Annotated in this window: 11 protein-coding genes; 4 read left to right on the top strand and 7 right to left on the bottom strand. The window is 63.7% G+C overall.

Features of this window, described 5'->3' with window-relative positions; translation table 11 throughout:
* The first annotated feature begins 79 nt into the window (after positions 1–79).
* Together FQ746_RS20320 and FQ746_RS20315 are read left to right on the top strand one after the other, a co-directional pair.
* Entirely contained in the window at positions 80–1,210 is a 1,131-nt protein-coding gene (locus FQ746_RS20320; RefSeq protein WP_144111420.1) for an alginate lyase family protein, read from the top strand.
* Between the two features lie 26 nt (positions 1,211–1,236).
* A complete protein-coding gene (locus tag FQ746_RS20315) occupies positions 1,237–2,625 on the top strand; it encodes an L-serine ammonia-lyase (protein WP_144111419.1) in 1,389 nt (462 codons plus the stop codon).
* A 21-nt stretch (positions 2,626–2,646) separates the two neighbouring features.
* Here the strand turns inward: FQ746_RS20315 and FQ746_RS20310 are convergent, their stop codons facing one another.
* The 4 genes from FQ746_RS20310 to putA all read right to left on the bottom strand — a co-directional run bounded on the left by FQ746_RS20310 (position 2,647) and on the right by putA (position 8,941).
* Positions 2,647–3,267: a hypothetical protein gene (locus FQ746_RS20310; RefSeq protein ID WP_144111418.1), complete on the bottom strand. Its 621-nt coding sequence runs from the start codon at positions 3,265–3,267 to the stop codon at positions 2,647–2,649.
* A gap of 8 nt (positions 3,268–3,275) precedes the next feature.
* Positions 3,276–3,575 (bottom strand): hypothetical protein, encoded by a 300-nt coding sequence (locus FQ746_RS20305; RefSeq protein WP_144111417.1) that lies wholly within the window; start codon positions 3,573–3,575, stop codon positions 3,276–3,278.
* A gap of 202 nt (positions 3,576–3,777) precedes the next feature.
* Entirely contained in the window at positions 3,778–4,926 is a 1,149-nt protein-coding gene (locus tag FQ746_RS20300) for a branched-chain amino acid ABC transporter substrate-binding protein (protein ID WP_144111416.1), read from the bottom strand.
* An 85-nt stretch (positions 4,927–5,011) separates the two neighbouring features.
* Positions 5,012–8,941: a trifunctional transcriptional regulator/proline dehydrogenase/L-glutamate gamma-semialdehyde dehydrogenase gene (gene putA / locus FQ746_RS20295; protein ID WP_144111415.1), complete on the bottom strand. Its 3,930-nt coding sequence runs from the start codon at positions 8,939–8,941 to the stop codon at positions 5,012–5,014.
* Positions 8,942–9,251: 310 nt separating this feature from the next.
* Between putA and FQ746_RS34840 the strand changes: the two genes are divergently transcribed.
* The gene (locus FQ746_RS34840) at positions 9,252–9,422 is read left to right on the top strand and encodes a hypothetical protein (protein WP_186310780.1); all 171 of its coding nucleotides are present in this window, start codon (positions 9,252–9,254) and stop codon (positions 9,420–9,422) included.
* A 368-nt stretch (positions 9,423–9,790) separates the two neighbouring features.
* Here the strand turns inward: FQ746_RS34840 and FQ746_RS20285 are convergent, their stop codons facing one another.
* The 3 genes from FQ746_RS20285 to hemE all read right to left on the bottom strand — a co-directional run bounded on the left by FQ746_RS20285 (position 9,791) and on the right by hemE (position 15,174).
* A complete protein-coding gene (locus FQ746_RS20285) occupies positions 9,791–11,212 on the bottom strand; it encodes a YeiH family protein (RefSeq protein WP_144111413.1) in 1,422 nt (473 codons plus the stop codon).
* Positions 11,213–11,398: 186 nt separating this feature from the next.
* Entirely contained in the window at positions 11,399–13,654 is a 2,256-nt protein-coding gene (locus FQ746_RS20280; protein WP_186310779.1) for a primosomal protein N', read from the bottom strand.
* 419 nt (positions 13,655–14,073) lie between these two features.
* Complete coding sequence (gene hemE, locus FQ746_RS20275) at positions 14,074–15,174, bottom strand: uroporphyrinogen decarboxylase (RefSeq protein WP_144111412.1); 1,101 nt, start codon at positions 15,172–15,174, stop codon at positions 14,074–14,076.
* Positions 15,175–15,389: 215 nt separating this feature from the next.
* On the opposite strand from hemE, the gene FQ746_RS20270 reads away from it, so the two are divergent.
* Positions 15,390–16,193, top strand: coding sequence for a transporter substrate-binding domain-containing protein (locus FQ746_RS20270; RefSeq protein ID WP_144111411.1), 804 nt, complete (start codon positions 15,390–15,392; stop codon positions 16,191–16,193).
* Positions 16,194–16,552 lie beyond the last annotated feature (359 nt).

Below are 16,552 nucleotides of genomic sequence, written 5' to 3'. Positions count from 1 at the left end.
GTCTGCCGGTTCAGTTCTGTTGCAAGCGCCCGCAAACGGCTAACATCACACACCGAATCAGCCTAACGAGGAGTTTCGCATGGCGCGAAAGGTGCGATCGATGCACAGCCGGATCGAAGTCAGGCAAGTCTCAACATGGCGCCGTGCCGGCGTAGCGATGCTGGCCGGCGCAGCCGTCCTGCTGCCGCTGCGCGCCGCGCAGGCCGCGATGAATTTCTGTGCGGCGCCCGCGTTGCAGACCAGCGAGCGCACCAACGCCGATCCCGGCGTCAAGGCACTCGTCGGCAACGTGCAGGCTCATCTGAACGACCAGCCGCATGCGCTGGCGAAGCTCCACACCGAAGGCACCTTGCCGCATGAAGGGATTTACGACCAGAGCGTCGAAGCAGAAAAAGATCTCGATCTGCTGCGCGACGCCGCGCTCGCGTGGCGCGCCACCAGCGACGACCGGTATCTCAAGCTGGTGGATCGTTTGCTATACGCGTGGGTCACGACGTATCAGCCCAGTTTCAATCCAATCGACGAAACGCGTTTCGAAGGCCTGATTCTCGCGTACGACATGACGGCGAGCGCGCTGCCGGTCAAAACCCGCAACGCGTCGATGGCCTTTCTGACGAAGCTGGCGACCGGCTACATCCAGCAGATCGACACGCAGCCGCGGCCGCTGAAAGGCACGTTCCGTAACAATTGGCAGAGTCATCGCATCAAGCTGATCGCCATGGCCGCGTTCACGCTGGACAACCGCAAGATGATCAACGCGGCGCAGCGTCTGTTCGTCGAACATGTTGGCGACAACATCGAGCCGGACGGTTCGACCGTCGATTTCAGCGAGCGCGATGCGCTGCATTACGTCACCTACGACCTGCAGCCGCTCGTCACTGCCGCGCTGTCCGCGCGCCGCCACAACCGCAACTGGCTCGCGGAAAAAGGCGCCGACGGTGCGACGCTGCAAGTCGCGCTCAACTGGCTCGCGCCGTATGCGGCCGGTAGCAAGACCCATGATGAATTCGTGCATTCGAGCGTTCCGTTCGATGCCAAACGTCGCAAGGCCGGCTTGCCGGGTTATACGGGCCAGTGGGAGCCGAAGAACGCGACAGAACTGTTTCACCTGGCGGCGCGTCTGGACGGACGCTATACGCCGATCGCGCTGAAGCTCGCACCGACGCCGCCCGCGTGGCTCGCCGTGTGTTTGCCGCTGCCGGCGCGCTAAACCCTTTTTTACGGCAGGAGCAGTCAATGGCAGTTAGCGTGTTCGACCTTTTCAAAATCGGCATCGGGCCGTCCAGTTCGCATACGGTCGGACCGATGCGCGCGGCGCTGATGTTCGCACAAGGGCTCGAACGCGATGGACTGCTCGACGCGTGCGCGTCGGTGAAAGTGGATCTGTACGGTTCGCTCGGCGCGACCGGCAAGGGGCACGGTACCGATCGCGGCGTGATGCTGGGTCTTTTGGGCGACGCGCCCGACACCGTCGATCCCGATACGATCGCCGAGCGTCTCGAAGCCGTGCGAGTATCGCGCAAGCTCGCGCTGCTCGGCACGCACGACGTGCCGTTCGTGCAGAAGGAACACATCTCGTTCTATCGCCAGGCGCTGCCCGAGCATCCGAACGGTTTGAAGCTGCGTGCGTTCGACGCGCAAGGCGGCCTGCTACGCGAGTCGACATATCTGTCGGTGGGCGGCGGCTTCGTGGTGACCGCAGGTGCGCCGAACACGAAAGTGCTGAGCGCCGTCGATCAACTCCCGCATTCTTTTCGCAGCGGCAACGAGTTGCTTGCGCTGTGCGAATCGACCGGCAAAAGCATTGCCCAGTTGATGTGGGAAAACGAGCGCGTCTGGCACACCGAAGACGAGACGCGCGCGGGCCTGCTGAAAATCTGGGACGTGATGCAGTCGTGTGTCGCGCGCGGCTGCGGCATCGGCAACCCGGATGCCGATGGTCATTTGCCCGGCCCGTTTCAGGTGAAGCGCCGCGCGCCGCAGTTGTATCGCTCGCTCTCCGGCAATCCCGAACTCGCGCTGCGCGATCCGCTCTCGATGGTCGACTGGATCAACCTGTATGCAATCGCCGTGAACGAGGAAAACGCCGCGGGCGGCCGCGTGGTCACCGCGCCGACCAATGGCGCGGCCGGCATCATTCCAGCCGTGCTGCATTACTACACGCGCTTCATGCCGGGCTCGAACCAGCAAGGCGTGATCGACTTTCTGATGACCGCGGCCGCCATTGGCATTCTGTACAAACTCAACGCGTCGATTTCGGGCGCGGAGGTGGGTTGCCAGGGAGAAGTGGGCGTGGCGTGCTCGATGGCGGCGGGGGCGCTCGCCGCCGTGATGGGCGGCTCGCCGAGACAGGTCGAGAACGCCGCGGAAATCGGCATGGAGCACAACCTCGGGCTGACCTGCGACCCGGTCGGCGGGATGGTGCAGATTCCGTGTATCGAGCGCAATGCGATGGCGTCGGTCAAGGCCGTGAACGCGGCGCGCATGGCGCTGCGCGGCGACGGCAGCCACTACGTGTCGCTCGATTCGGTAATCAAGACGATGCGTGAAACCGGCGCGGATATGAAGACCAAATACAAGGAAACGTCGCGCGGCGGGCTGGCGGTGAATATTGTCGAGTGTTGAGCGACAGGTGGGGCTTGCGGCCTACGCGTAGATAACGGACAAGGTGCCGAGCTCTTTCATCAGAGCGGGCTTGTGCGACTCGATGATGTCGCTCTGGATTTGATAGATCACCGACTTGATCACTTCGGTCTGGCTGAGCGCCGTTTCAGCCATCAGCATTTTCAGGTCTTCGGCAATGCGCGGCGTCACCTTCATCGACAGGCGCCGCCGCGCGATACCCCGATGCTCGCCGAAACGCTCGAGCGCCGAGCGATGTGCGCTGAGCAACCAGGCACGCGGATATTCGCCCAACGCAAACCGGTGCAAATACAGCGTCATGAGAACCTTGCGAAATTCGGTCGAACTCGCGCTGTCGACCTGATAAGCGGCGAGATCGAGCACATCCAGATAAATGGCCGGCAATTGCGCCTCGATCGGTTTCACCTCTTTTTGCCTCGCTTCACGAATGGCGGGCGTGGACTGCGCCGGGACCGTGACAACGTGATCGCAGATGTTGCACACGCCCGCGAGAATGTTCTTCACTTCGCCGTGGCCGTCGCTAAACGGAACGGTGCGCCGCGCGAAAGTCGTGCCCACCAGTTGTTTGCAATGGTGGCAGACCGCCCTGCTGCGATCGCCTTCTTCATAGAGTTTCATCTTCATTGCTTCACTCACTGGTGGACGCTAATAAACACGGTGTCCGGCTCGCCGATGAAGTAGAACTTCACGTACCAGTCGGAGGACTTGACGATATGAACGTCGAGCGAGGGAACGAAGTGGTGAGGCGACGAGCGATATTGCGTGCTGTTGCTTCTTGCCACGAGTTGTTCGACGAAGCTCGGGGTGACTTCCCCCGTCGACAAAAGATTTTTAACCTCGATGCGTCGGCGAGCTTCGTGCTCGAACTTCCCGGATCTCAGCGCGCGGGTGACGGTGCGCTTCGCCTGTTCGTACTGGTCATCTGTCGGCAATTGTACCTCCCATTCATACGAAATGTCTCGTATACAATTTGCGTGTTTCAACGGCAAAACGCGCGAGGAAATTGTCGATCAAATGTTTTTCAAGAGAACCCTGGACGAATGGCTAACAGGGCAACGGCCTTAATTGCACACCCCATAAAAAAACCCCGCCAAAGCGGGGTTCTCCAGGCTCGAAGCAAACAGCCAGCGCGGCTTACTTGCCGCCCACGCTTTGCAGCGTCGTCCACTTGCCGTCGACCACCTTGTACAGCGTGATGCCGCCGTTCTTCAGATCGCCCTGGCCGTCGTAGGCGAGGTTCGCTGCCGTCACTGCCGGCATCGAGGTCTTCGCGAGCAACGGCAGGTACTTGGCCGGATCGGTCGAGTTCGCCTTCTTCATTGCCGTGAACATGGCCATCGCGCCGTCGTACGCGTACGGCGAGTACGTTTGCACGTCTTCGTTGAAACGCTTCTTGTACTTCGCGACGTAGTCCTTGCCGCCCGGCATTTCTTCCAGCGGCAGGCCGGCGAGCGAGGCCACCGTGCCGTTCGCGGCATCGCCCGCGAGCTGGATGAAGGTCGGCGTGTGAACCATTTCGCCGCCCATCAGCGGGGCTTTGATGCCCAGTTGCTTCATCTGCTTGACCATCGGCGCCGCTTGCGAATCCGCGCCGCCGTAGTACACCAGATCCGGGTTGGTTCCCTTCAGCTTGGTCAGGATCGACTTGAAGTCGACGGCCTTGTCGTTCGTAAACTCACGATCGACGATCTTGCCGCCCGCAGCCTTCGCAGCCTTCTCGAACTGATCCGCGAGACCCTGGCCGTAAGCCGTACGGTCGTCGACGATCACGATCTTCTTCATGCCCAGCGTCTTCACCGCGAACGTGCCGGCGACCGAACCTTGCTGCGTGTCGGACGTCATCATGCGGAAGGTCGTCTTGAAACCTTGCTGCGTGTATTCCGGCGCCGTTGCCATCGCGATTTCGGGGATGCCCGCGTTCGCGTAGATACGCGAAGCCGGGATCGTGGTGCCCGAGTTGAAGTGGCCGAGCATGCCCTTGATGCCGTCGTCCACCAGCTTTTGCGCGACGGTCGTACCGGTGCGCGGGTCAGCCTGGTCATCGGCCGAATCCAGCACGAAGCGAACCGACTTGCCGCCGATCACCGGCTTGGTCGCGTTCATGTCTTCCACCGCCAACGTAATGCCGTTCTGAAAGTCCTTGCCGTAATGAGCCTGTGCGCCCGTCATCGGACCGGCGAAGCCGATCTTCACGTCTTCGGTCGATTGCGCATGAGCCGTCCCCGCCAGCGACATCGCCGCAACCATCGCTGCGCCTGCCAGCTGTTTCATCTTGTATTGCATAGCTTCTCCTTGGTACCAGGTGTGGATGGAGCGGTTTCGGGGTCGCCGTACCGCTTCCGATTTATTGAGGACCGGTGAGGTTCGCTCAGCCGATCGTCATCAAATTCGCATTACCGCCTGCCGCCGCGGTATTGACACTGACCGAGCGTTCCGTCAGCAGACGCTCGAGCGTGTAGTCTTCCTCGCCGCTTTCCAGTGCGCGCGCCGCGACGCCCTGGACCGAGACGATCGGGCCCGCCCGCTTGGCCACTTCCTTCACCAGCGTCAGCAGCTCGTCGCTGTCGCCTTCGAACAGCACCGCGTCGAACGACGCATCCGCGCTCTTCTTCACGCTCGCATGCGACGCAAGCGCCGCGGGCAATTGCGCCACCAGCTGCTCGCCGGCTGCGCCTTCGAACAACGCGTGATTGCCCGTTGCGAGCGCCGCGGCCAATTGCACGCGCGCCCCGCTGGCGGTCGCCGCAATGCACAGCACGGTGCCGCGCGCGCCCAGCGTGTAGGTGTTGCGCTCACCGGTGGGACCGGACAATACCGCCGTCGCGCCCGCCGGTACATGCGACAGATAACCGTCGCAGCGCGCTGCCAGCACCGGCTGCTGCTCGGCGATCAGCCAGTCGCGCAGAGCGGTCAGCGCGGCGGACGGATTGTCGCTGTTTTTGCCGGCTTGCGGTACCTCGGCGATCAGCGACTGCGCGAGCGACTTCGGCAACCCGGCCGGCCGCGTGGCCAGCAGGCGTTGCAGATACAACGCGCCGCCCGCTTTCGGCCCCGTTCCCGACAGACCTTCGCCGCCGAACGGTTGAACCCCCACCACCGCGCCGATCACGTTGCGGTTCACATAAATATTGCCGACGTGCGCGCGGCTGATCACATGCGCGATCGTTTCGTCGATTCGCGTATGGATGCCGAGCGTCAGGCCGTAACCCGTCGTGCGGATCTGCTCGAGCAATTTGTCGAGCTGGCTGCGGCGATAACGCACCACGTGCAGCACCGGACCGAACACCTCGCGCTTCAGCTCGTCGATGCTGTCGAGCTCGATCAGCGTCGGCGGTACGAAGGTGCCTTGCGCGCCGCCCTCGGGCATCGCCAGCTGCTCGACCTTGCGACCCCTGTCGCGCATCGCGGCGATGTGCGCGTCGATGCCGCGTTTCGCGTCGAGGTCGATCACCGGACCCACGTCGATCGACAGCCGGTCGGGATTGCCCACCGCGAGTTCGCGCATCGCACCCGTCAGCATCTCGAGCGTGCGGTCCGCGACGTCGTCCTGCAGACAAAGAACGCGCAACGCCGAACACCGTTGACCGGCGGAATCGAACGACGACTGCAGCACGTCGGCGACGACCTGTTCGGCAAGCGCCGACGAGTCGACGATCATCGCGTTCTGGCCGCCGGTTTCGGCGATCAGCGGAATCGGCTTGCCATCCGGATCGAGGCGACCCGACAGCGTCCGGTTGATCAGACGCGCGACTTCGGTCGAACCGGTGAACATGACAGCACGGGTGCGCGAATCGCCGACCAGCGCCGCGCCCACCGTTTCGCCGTCGCCCGGCAGCAGTTGCACGGCGCCGGCCGGCACGCCGGCTTCGCGCAGAATGCGCACGGCCTGTGCGGCGATCAGCGGAGTCTGTTCGGCGGGCTTGGCGAGCACGGTGTTGCCCGCGGCCAATGCGGCGGCCACCTGGCCCATGAAAATCGCCAGCGGGAAATTCCATGGGCTGATACACACCACGGGCCCGAGCGGGCGATGCGTATCGTTGGAAAACTCGTTGCGGATTTGCGTCGAGTAATAGCGCAGGAAGTCGATTGCTTCGCGGATTTCCGCGACCGCGTTCGCCAGCGACTTGCCGGCTTCGCGCACGACCAGTCCCATCAGCGTGTGCATCTGCGCTTCGAGCAGATCGGCGGCGCGGGCGAGGCAATCGGCCCGTGCGTCGACCGGCGTGGCTTGCCAGATCGGCGCAGCGGCGACTGCATGCGCGAGCGCTGCGCTCACGTCTTCGGCGGTGGCTTCCACCACGGTACCCACGAGGTCGCGATGATCCGCCGGATTGCGCACGTCCTTCGCGACGCCCGCAGTGGTTTCGTTGGTCTCGAGCATCGGCGTGGCGCGCCACGGATGATGCGCACTCGCCAGCAGCGCCGACGACAGCGACGCCAGCCGGTGCTCGTTCGACAGATCGAGGCCCATCGAATTGAGACGCTCGCTGCCGAACAGATTGCGCGGCAGCGGAATCTTCGCGTGCGGCGCGCCGAGCGGCACGATCTTCGATGCTTCGTCGACCGGGTCGGCGATCAGGTCGTCGATGGCGACGCTTTCATCGGCGATGCGGTTCACGAACGAAGTGTTCGCGCCGTTTTCCAGCAGACGACGCACCAGATACGCGAGCAACGTTTCGTGCGTGCCGACCGGTGCATAGACGCGGCACGGACGGTTCAGTTTGCCGCGTCCGGTGACCTCTTCGTACAGCGGCTCGCCCATGCCGTGCAGACACTGGAACTCGTACTGGCCGGGGTAGTAGTTGTTGCCGGCGAGGTGATAGATGGCCGACAGCGTGTGCGCGTTGTGCGTGGCGAACTGCGGATAGACGGCATCCGGCGCGGCGAGCAGTTTCTTCGCGCAGGCGACGTACGACACGTCCGTGTAGATCTTGCGCGTGTAGACCGGATAGCCTTCGAGTCCGTCCACTTGCGCACGCTTGATTTCGGTATCCCAGTACGCGCCCTTCACGAGGCGGACCATGATGCGGTGACGGCTGCGGCGCGCCAGATCGATCAGGTAGTCGATCACGAACGGGCACCGCTTCTGGTACGCCTGCACCACGAAGCCGATGCCGTTCCAGCCGGCCAGTTCCGGATCGAAACACAGTGCTTCGAGCAGATCGAGCGAGATTTCGAGGCGGTCGGCTTCTTCGGCGTCGATGTTCAGGCCGATGTCGTAGCGGCGCGCGAGGATCGCGAGCGAGCGCACGCGCGGCAGCAGTTCGCTCATCGTGCGTTCCTGCTGCGAGCGCGAGTAGCGCGCGTGCAGCGCCGACAGCTTGATGGAGATACCCGGGCCTTCGTAGATGCCGCGGCCGCCGGCCGCCTTGCCGATGGCGTGGATCGCCTGCTCGTACGACGCGTAGTAGCGCTGTGCGTCGGCCTCGGTGGTCGCCGCTTCGCCGAGCATGTCGTACGAGTAGCGGAAGCCCCGCGCTTCGTATTTGCGGCTATTGGCGAGCGCCTCGGAGATGTTCTCGCCGGTGACGAACTGTTCGCCCATCAGACGCATGGCCATGTCCACGCCCTTGCGGATCAGCGGCTCACCGCCTTTGCCGATCAGACGCGTGAGCGCCGAGGACAGATTCGTTTCGCTATTGGTCGTGACCAGCTTGCCGGTGATCATCAAGCCCCAGGTCGCGGCGTTGACGAACATCGACGGCGCCTGACCCATATGCGATTTCCAGTCGCCCTTGCTGATCTTGTCGCGGATCAGCGCGTCGCGCGTGGCGCGGTCGGGAATACGCAGCAGCGCTTCGGCCAGACACATCAGCGCCACGCCTTCCTGGCTCGACAGCGAGAATTCGTGGATCAACCCTTCTACACCGCCGCCCCGGCTCTTGCCGCGCAGGGTGCCGACCAGTTTGCCCGCCATGGCTTGCACGTCGCCCGCGAGATTGGCCGGCAAGCGCGCCTGACCCAGCAGGAACGGCACGCATTCCGGTTCGGGCCGGCGATACGCGGCGGTGATCGCCGCGCGCAACACCGATTGCGGCTGCACGTTCTGCGCGAAATCGAGGAACGGATGCGACGCACCATCTTCCTCGTGCTCGACCGACGTGCCGTCGGCCAGATCCGCCGAGCCGGTGACACCCGACAACTCGGGCGGCAACTGCCCGTGCTCGATCTTTTCGAGGTACGCAAAAATCGCCTGCTTGATCAGCCAGTGCGGAGTGCGTTCGAGACGGGTCGCGGCATCTTTCAGCCGGGAACGCAGGAGGTCGTCGACCTTGACGCCAAGGGTGGTGCTAGCCATGTTTCCTTCTTGGGATACCAGACGATATGCCGGTGAAAAGACTAAAAAGTTGGCGAATCGTACGCTTCCCAAAAAAAAGGTGCAACCATTCCAGAGAGCCGGTTGCACCCAATGGAAAGCGCCATGGCACGGGCGTTTGAGGCGGATAGACCCGGACAGTTCGGCGCGCTGGTTGCGATCCGTATTTTCCCTGGCGTGATTCTTTTCGTCTTTACCCTTATGAGTTCATACCACGCGCCGTTAACACACATCAACGACATGCGGCCTTTGCGGCATGCATATAAAACGGTACGGGGTTCGAGGACAGGACATGGAAAAGTGGCTGGTGGTACTGGGCATTTGGGCGATGTGCGCGGCCTGCGCGGTGCTGTTCATCCGCGGCGCCACGATTGGGGCGAACCGGCGCCCGCCCGAAGAAGGACGGCCGCGCGCGGCCTCGCGGGCATCGACGGGCGATGCGAGGGCCGCAGTGAACGAGTGAGGCGGGGAAGGCGGGGGAGGCGAGCCTGAGGCGGCGAGCCTGAGGCGGCGCGCCTGAGGAGATGCGTTAGTGGCGCTGTACGGGTGCGAAACGCGCGCAGGCGTCATCGGGCGAAACGAGTTGGTCGTGCAGCCGGCATAGCCGGCTGTCCGCCACGCTCGCGCCGAATCCGGAACTGAACACCACCAGCCCTGGAATCGCCTGCTCCAGCGAATCCCGATTCTCGACGCGATGCGCGCAGTCTGCGCAGCGCGGCGAGTGGGATGCTTCCGGCGTGGGGCAGGTTACCGCAGTCACCTGAGTGCTCCGCGCGGCCTGAACGGCCGCGGCGTCCGGCTGCCTCGCGCGGCGACGGACAGCCCAGCCCATTACGAACCCTGCCCGAAGCTGTTCCAGTACGGCGCGAACAGGTGCGCCGACAGCGCGTAGCCAATCGCGATATTGACCACCACGCCCACCGTGAACGCGAGGAACGGCTTCCATCCGGTGGACGAGAGCGAACGCAAACGCGTGGTCAGCCCGATGCTCAGGAAACAGAACGTGAACGCCCAGACGCGCAATGCAGTGATCGGCGCGACGAAATCGGGTGTCACCACCTTGCGGTAATCGGCCAGCGAATAGTGGCTGGCAATCCACGTGACGAGCGCCGACGCGATCACGAAACCAATCACGAATTTCGGGAAGCGCGCCCAGATTTCGCGCGCATCCACGCGCGCCTTGACGCCGCTTTCCTGGGTTTCCCAGCGCGTCGTCGCGACGATCGCCAGCACGAAAGCCCAGATGCCGATCCAGATATCGCGGCCGACCACTTTCATCAGCGTGAAGGCCTGTACCGATGCTTCCGGCGCACCGGCAATCGCGCCGCCCGCGTGACTAGCGAGATCGCCGTACGCCTGCGCCGCGGCGATACCGGCAGCGTCGGCGAATTCCGACGTGCCGATCCAGGCGCCCGCCACGCCGGTCGACAAGCCCAGCGAACGGGACGCGAACGGCAGCACGAAGATCATCACGATCGCCCACAGCACGACCAGCGTGATGGCCACCGACGCCTGTTCGCGCTTCGCGCGCACGGCGCCGGCAATGGCGATGGCCGCCGAGACGCCGCAAACCGCGCCGCCGACGCCCAGCACGGCGGCGAAGCGATGGTCCAGACCGAACGCCTTGGCGGCGAAGAAGATCACGAAGAACGTGGCGAGCGACACGATGGTCGCCTGGCCGAGCGCGACCGGACCCGCCCACACCAGCAGCGTGAACGGCAAGGTCGCGCCGAGCAGCACGATTCCCACCTTGATATAAAACTCGACGCGCAGACCCGCCGAGAACCAGCTGGGCAACGTGAACACGTTCGAGACGATCAGACCGAGCGCCAGCGCGACGAGCGGCGGTTCGAGGTTATAGGTCGATGCCCTGGTCCACGCGCCGATCGTGAAGATCACCGCGGAGGCGACGAAGAGAATCAGGAACGAGCCGAGAAACGCGCCGATTCGCTGCCCGAGCGCAGCGAGGCTCACGCCGAACACCACCGCGAACGCGACGAACAGCGCGACGTAGTTAGGCAGATGCTGGCCGATATCGTGCGCGGCCTGCGCCACGCTCGACCATTTGGCGGGCGCCACCGCCAGCCACTTGATGCTGCTGCCGGACGCGAACAGCGCCCACGCGACCACGATCGCCAGCAGCCCGACCCAGACGGCCCACCAGTCTTCAGTGGAAAAGAGCCCGCCGCCACGCGCGGTTTGCGGGTTCGCCGGCGCCCGGCCGCTTTCCAGCGTTGTATTGGTATTGCTCATCGCCATGCCCCGAGGAAGTTGAATTGCGTCGGCGCGGAATGTTGGAGTTGTGCCTGAAATTGCGCCGATTTGCCGAAATATAGGCCAGCTATTGCGCAAAACGAAACGACCATTCGCTCTATGGATATGAGACAAAGAAGTAACGCGCGGCGGCGAGTGGGACGACCGGAGCGACCGGCGAGCGCGTCAGATATCGAGAGGATCGACTTCGAGATTCCAGCGCAAGACGCCCTTGAGGCTGCGCAATACCGGCTGCCACGCACGGAGGGTGGCTTGCAGCGCGCCGCGCGACGCGCTTTCGATCAGCAGTTGCGCGCGGTGCACGTGCATCACCTTGACTATCGTGAGCGGTACGGCGTCGTAGACGGTCACGCGTTCGGCGGCCGGAATGCCCGTTAGGCCGGCGGCGGCCTGTTGCAGGAAGGCCAGCGCGGCTTCGAGCGTTCGGCCTTCGGCGCGCAGCAACGCCTGATAGACGAATGGCGGCAGGTGCGCATCGCGCCGCTCGGCCAGCGTCGAATTCGCGAAGCCGACGTAATCGTGGCGCGCCAAGGCGTGATACAGCGCGTGGCGCGGATAACGCGTCTGCACCAGCACCTCGCCCGGCAACCCGCCACGGCCCGCGCGGCCGCTCACCTGCATCAGTTGTGCGAACAGACGCTCACTCGCCCGGAAGTCGTGCGAGAACAACGCGGTGTCGGCGTTCAGCACACCGACCAGCGACACGCGCTGGAAGTCGTGCCCTTTCGCGATCATCTGCGTGCCGACCAGGATGTCGACTTCGCCGGCATGAACGTCCGAGAAAAGCGCCTGCGCGCTGCCCTTGCGGCGCGTGCTGTCGGCGTCGATGCGCAGAATGCGGGCGCCGGGCACCGCGCTCGCGAGCGTCTCTTCGACGCGCTGCGTGCCGCGTCCCATCGGCGCGATATCCACGTTGCCGCAGTCCGGGCACGAGCGCGGAATACGCGCCTCCCAGCCGCAGTGATGGCAGCGTAGCGCGCGCTCGGGCTTGTGCAGGACGACGTAGGCGCTGCACCGCGGACAGCCCGCCACCCAGCCGCAGGCGTCGCAAGCGAGTTGCGGTGCGTAGCCGCGGCGGTTCAGAAAAACGAGGCTCTGCTCGCCACGCTCCAGACGCGTTTTCAGCGCGGCGATCAACGGGCCGGACAGGCCCTCCACCGAGGCGCGCCCGCGGCGGCGCTCCTCTTCCAGGTCGATCAGGCGGACGCTCGGCAGCACGGCTTCGGCCACCGCGCGGCGCGTCAGCGTGAGGCGTCGGTAGCGCCCCTGGTCGGCCTGCCACCAGCTTTCCAGCGATGGCGTCGCCGAACCCAGGACGACCGGCAAGGCCAGTTGCTTGGCGCGATAGATGGCCAGGTCGCGGGCCGAATAGCGCAAGCCTTCCTGCTGCTTGTAGGCCGGGTCATGCTCTTCATCGACCACGATGATCGCGAGATTCGGCAACGAGGCTAGCACCGCGAGGCGCGTACCGAGCACGATGCGGGCGCGGCCGGTGTGCGCGGCGAACCAGTTGCGGGCGCGCTCGCCTTCCGCGAGGCCGCTGTGCAGCGTAACGATCGCCGTGCCTTCCAGCGCCGAGAAGCGGGCGCGGAAGGCGGACTCGAACTGCGGCGTGAGATTGATTTCCGGCACGAGCACGAGCGCCTGCGCGTCGGGCTTCGCGGCCAGAATCTCGGCCAGCGCGCGCAGATAGACCTCGGTTTTGCCGCTGCCGGTCACGCCGTGCAGCAGAAACGGCGCGAAACCGTCGGCATCGCGGATTGCTTCGACGGCGGTCGCCTGTTCGTCGGTCAGGGTCGGCAGCCTGGGCGAAGGGAGGTCGGCGCCCGACGCTGCCGACGTTGCGGGCAAGACCGCGGCGGCTTCGATCAGTTCGAGGGCGACCCAGCCGTCCGACTGCCAGCCGTCCAGAGTGGCGATGGCTTTGGGGTGGAGCGCGCGGGCGTCGGCAGCCAGCAGGAAATCCGCTTCGACCAGCGCTTGTGCCAGTTTGCGCAGCGCGCTGGCGCGGACCGGCAACCTGTCGGGCAAGGCCGCGCGTCCTTCCGGCGTGAGCCGGTAGCGCGCTTCCGGCGCGAAAAGCCGCGACCAGCGAGAAGCATCGCGCAGAGCCTGCGGCAGCGCGGGCAACGCCACTTCGCCGAGACCGCGCTGGTAGTAGTCCGCGGCGAATGCGGCCAGGCCCAGCCAATGTTCCGACAGCGGCGGACAGGCCGAGCACACATCGCTCACGTCGCGCAGACGATCGGCGGGGACTTCGGTGTGATCCGTGACTTCGCACACGAGGCCAACCACGTGCCGCTTGCCAAACGGCACGCTGACCATGCTGCCCGGCGCGACGGGCGCGGACGCGTCGTAGCGATAGTCGAACAGGGTCGGCAGCGGATGATCCAGCGCGACGCGGACGAACACTTCGCTCACGCCGGTTTCCGTGCAGGGGAATTCGTCACGTCGAAGTTAAAGTAAAACCTCAACTTTCGCGCTAAGTTTTGGATTCCGCTGAACAATTGCAATCGGTCCGCTGGCCTGTGGATAACTTTGTTGAGAACTTCGCTTCGAAGCGCCGGAAACCGCGTCGCAGCGGCCTTCTGTGGGGTTCCGCACATTCCCGCCTGGTCCCGCCAAAGCCTTGCCAGATAAGGCCCGGATCAAATGTGCCGGCAATGTGCAAGGGTCCGTGCAGGACGAAAGCTTCTACCGCGCCGCAGCGTGATAAATGTGCATAAGTCAAGTCTTGACATCTGCGAGAGGGCCAATGGACGGCCCCGGGGCGGGAAATTTATCCTTAGACCAAGAGCCCACTTCGCGGCATCGCAGCAAAAACGGCAAGGATTACAGCATCATGCCGGTGCACGCGTGCCGCTGCGAATGGCACGGCTGTGGCGATGCACTTCGTCGACGAGTTCAACGACATTCTCCGGCGGCGTAAACTGCGAGATGCCGTGACCAAGATTGAAAACGTGCCCCGGATAGTTGCCGAAACTGTCGAGCACCGCGCGCGCTTCCGCCCGGATGACCGACGGCGGAGCGAACAGGACGGACGGGTCGATATTGCCCTGCAGCGCGACCTTGTTACCAACGCGCTCGCGGGCATTGGCCAGATTCACGGTCCAGTCGAGACCGACCGCATCGACGCCGATATCGGCGATTTGATCCAGCCACAGACCGCCACCCTTCGTGAACGTGATGACGGGCACTTTCTCGCCGTCGTGGTCGCGTTTCAACTGGCTGACGACCTGCTGGATGTAGTGAAGCGAGAACCGCTGGTAAATGCCGTCCGCCAGTGCGCCGCCCCAAGTGTCGAAAATCATCACCGCTTGCGCGCCGGCTTCGATCTGCGCATTCAGGTAGGCCGCGACCGAACGCGCGTTGACGTCGAGAATGCGGTGCATCAGGTCGGGGCGCGCGTAAAGCATGGATTTGACCGTGCGGAAGTCGGCCGAGCCACTGCCTTCGACCATGTAACACGCGAGCGTCCACGGGCTGCCCGAAAAACCGATGAGGGGCACGCGTTGACGGCCTTGTGCGTCGGTCAGCGCCGTACGGATTTCGCGCACGGCGTCGGTCACGTAGCGCAGCGTCGCGTCGATATCCGGCACCGCGAGACGGGCCACGTCGTCTTCCGTGCGCACGGGCCGCGCGAAACGCGGGCCTTCGCCGGTGACGAACTCGAGGCCGAGGCCCATTGCGTCGGGCACCGTGAGAATGTCGGAAAACAGGATGGCTGCGTCGAGCGGATAACGTTCGAGCGGTTGCAGCGTAACTTCGGTGGCGTACGCCGGGTTTTTGGCCAGGCCGAGAAAACTGCCGGCACGACTGCGTGTGGCGTTGTACTCCGGCAGATAACGACCGGCCTGACGCATCAGCCAGACAGGCGTGTATTCGGTCGGCTGGCGCAGCAGCGCGCGCAGGAAAGTGTCGTTCAGGAGTTTATGGGCCACGTTGCGTACGACTCAAGGCAAAGCGGCATTTTACCGGACGCGGCCACGGCCATCGCCCCCGATATGGGCAATAACTGTTGCGACCGGTCGGATCGGGTTCGGCTGGCGGTGGTTCGGGGCGCCGTACCCTGGCTGAACGGCTAATGTTCAAGCGGAGCCGGGCGGGCTATGATCCGTCGGCCTGACCCTACAACGACACGACCCAAGGAGACCTCATGAAGAAAATCGTATTCGCGCTGATCGGCGTTCTGGCCGGTGTTTTTATGCACACGGGCGTGGCTCACGCACAAGCCAGCGGCGTGGCCGCTGCCGCGGGCGCTTCGCGGCTCGACGAGATTCTCGCGCGCGGTACGCTGAGGGCCTGCACGACCGGTGACTACAAGCCGTACTCGTTCTATAAGGCGGATGGCACGTTCGAAGGCATCGACATCGACATGACCGAGTCGCTCGCCAAATCGCTGGGTGTGAAGACGGAATACGTGAAGACGTCCTGGTCGAATTTGATGAACGACTTCGTCGCGAAATGCGATGTCGGCGTAGGCGGGGTGTCCCCCACGCTCGAGCGCCAAAAGCACGCGTTCTTCACCCAGGCGTACATGATCGACGGAAAAACGCCGATCGTCCGTTGCGGGGACGTGGATAAATATCAGACGGTCGCGCAAATCGATCAGCCTTCCACGCGGGTAATCGTGAATCCGGGCGGCACGAACGAGCGGTTCGCCAAGCAGTATTTCGGGCACGCCAACCTTACCGTTTATCCGGACAACGTTACGATCTTCAAGCAGATTCTGGCGGGCAAAGCGGACGTCATGGTCACCGACGCGTCGGAGACTTTGCTGCAGCAAAAGTTGAATCCAGGGTTGTGTTCGGTCCATCCGGACAAGCCGTTTCAATATGGAGAAAAGGCCTGGTTGCTGCCGCGCGGCGACGTGGCGTTCCAGCAGTATGTCGACCAATGGCTGCACCTCGCTCGCGCCACAGGCGAATATCAGGCGATCTCGGATAAGTGGTTGAAGTAGTCGCTGAACAAGAGAGGGAAGGCCGTGGATCTGACGGATTCGTGTAACCGTCATAGGGGTGGCTGGTAGGCATTTAAACGGTTTCAGAGAAATGTGCGTTGCAGAACTGCCCCTTTGATCCGCCTTGCCGCAGGACCGGTTTGGGGCACCGCAACATGCATACATTGCATCCCGAACCGGTCTTTCAGGTCTGATGAAGTAGCCGCCTGTAACAGCCACCTCGTGTCACCGAACCAGGGCAAAAGATGCGTATGCAACGATTTCATGCGAAATCGACTGAAGAAATTGCGCGGCAATATGCGTCCTGAATAGCATCAATCGGGCGTATGAACTTGCGCCCGAGTCATCGGTAAAAACTT

This window comes from Paraburkholderia sp. BCC1886, assembly GCF_900996245.1.
GTDB lineage: Bacteria > Pseudomonadota > Gammaproteobacteria > Burkholderiales > Burkholderiaceae > Paraburkholderia.
The sequence above is the reverse complement of the archived record's forward strand: the minus strand, read 5'-3'. Positions and strand labels throughout refer to the sequence as shown.

Excerpts from the sequence above, each read along its gene's own strand:
- FQ746_RS20300 (WP_144111416.1), bottom strand. The coding sequence starts at position 4,926 with ATGCAATACAAGATGAAACAGCTGGCAGGCGCAGCGATGGTTGCGGCG.
- FQ746_RS20310 (WP_144111418.1), bottom strand. The coding sequence starts at position 3,267 with ATGAAGATGAAACTCTATGAAGAAGGCGATCGCAGCAGGGCGGTCTGC.
- FQ746_RS20285 (WP_144111413.1), bottom strand. The coding sequence starts at position 11,212 with ATGAGCAATACCAATACAACGCTGGAAAGCGGCCGGGCGCCGGCGAAC.
- FQ746_RS20320 (WP_144111420.1), top strand. The coding sequence starts at position 80 with ATGGCGCGAAAGGTGCGATCGATGCACAGCCGGATCGAAGTCAGGCAA.
- FQ746_RS20315 (WP_144111419.1), top strand. The coding sequence starts at position 1,237 with ATGGCAGTTAGCGTGTTCGACCTTTTCAAAATCGGCATCGGGCCGTCC.
- FQ746_RS34840 (WP_186310780.1), top strand. The coding sequence starts at position 9,252 with ATGGAAAAGTGGCTGGTGGTACTGGGCATTTGGGCGATGTGCGCGGCC.
- putA (WP_144111415.1), bottom strand. The coding sequence starts at position 8,941 with ATGGCTAGCACCACCCTTGGCGTCAAGGTCGACGACCTCCTGCGTTCC.
- FQ746_RS20270 (WP_144111411.1), top strand. The coding sequence starts at position 15,390 with ATGAAGAAAATCGTATTCGCGCTGATCGGCGTTCTGGCCGGTGTTTTT.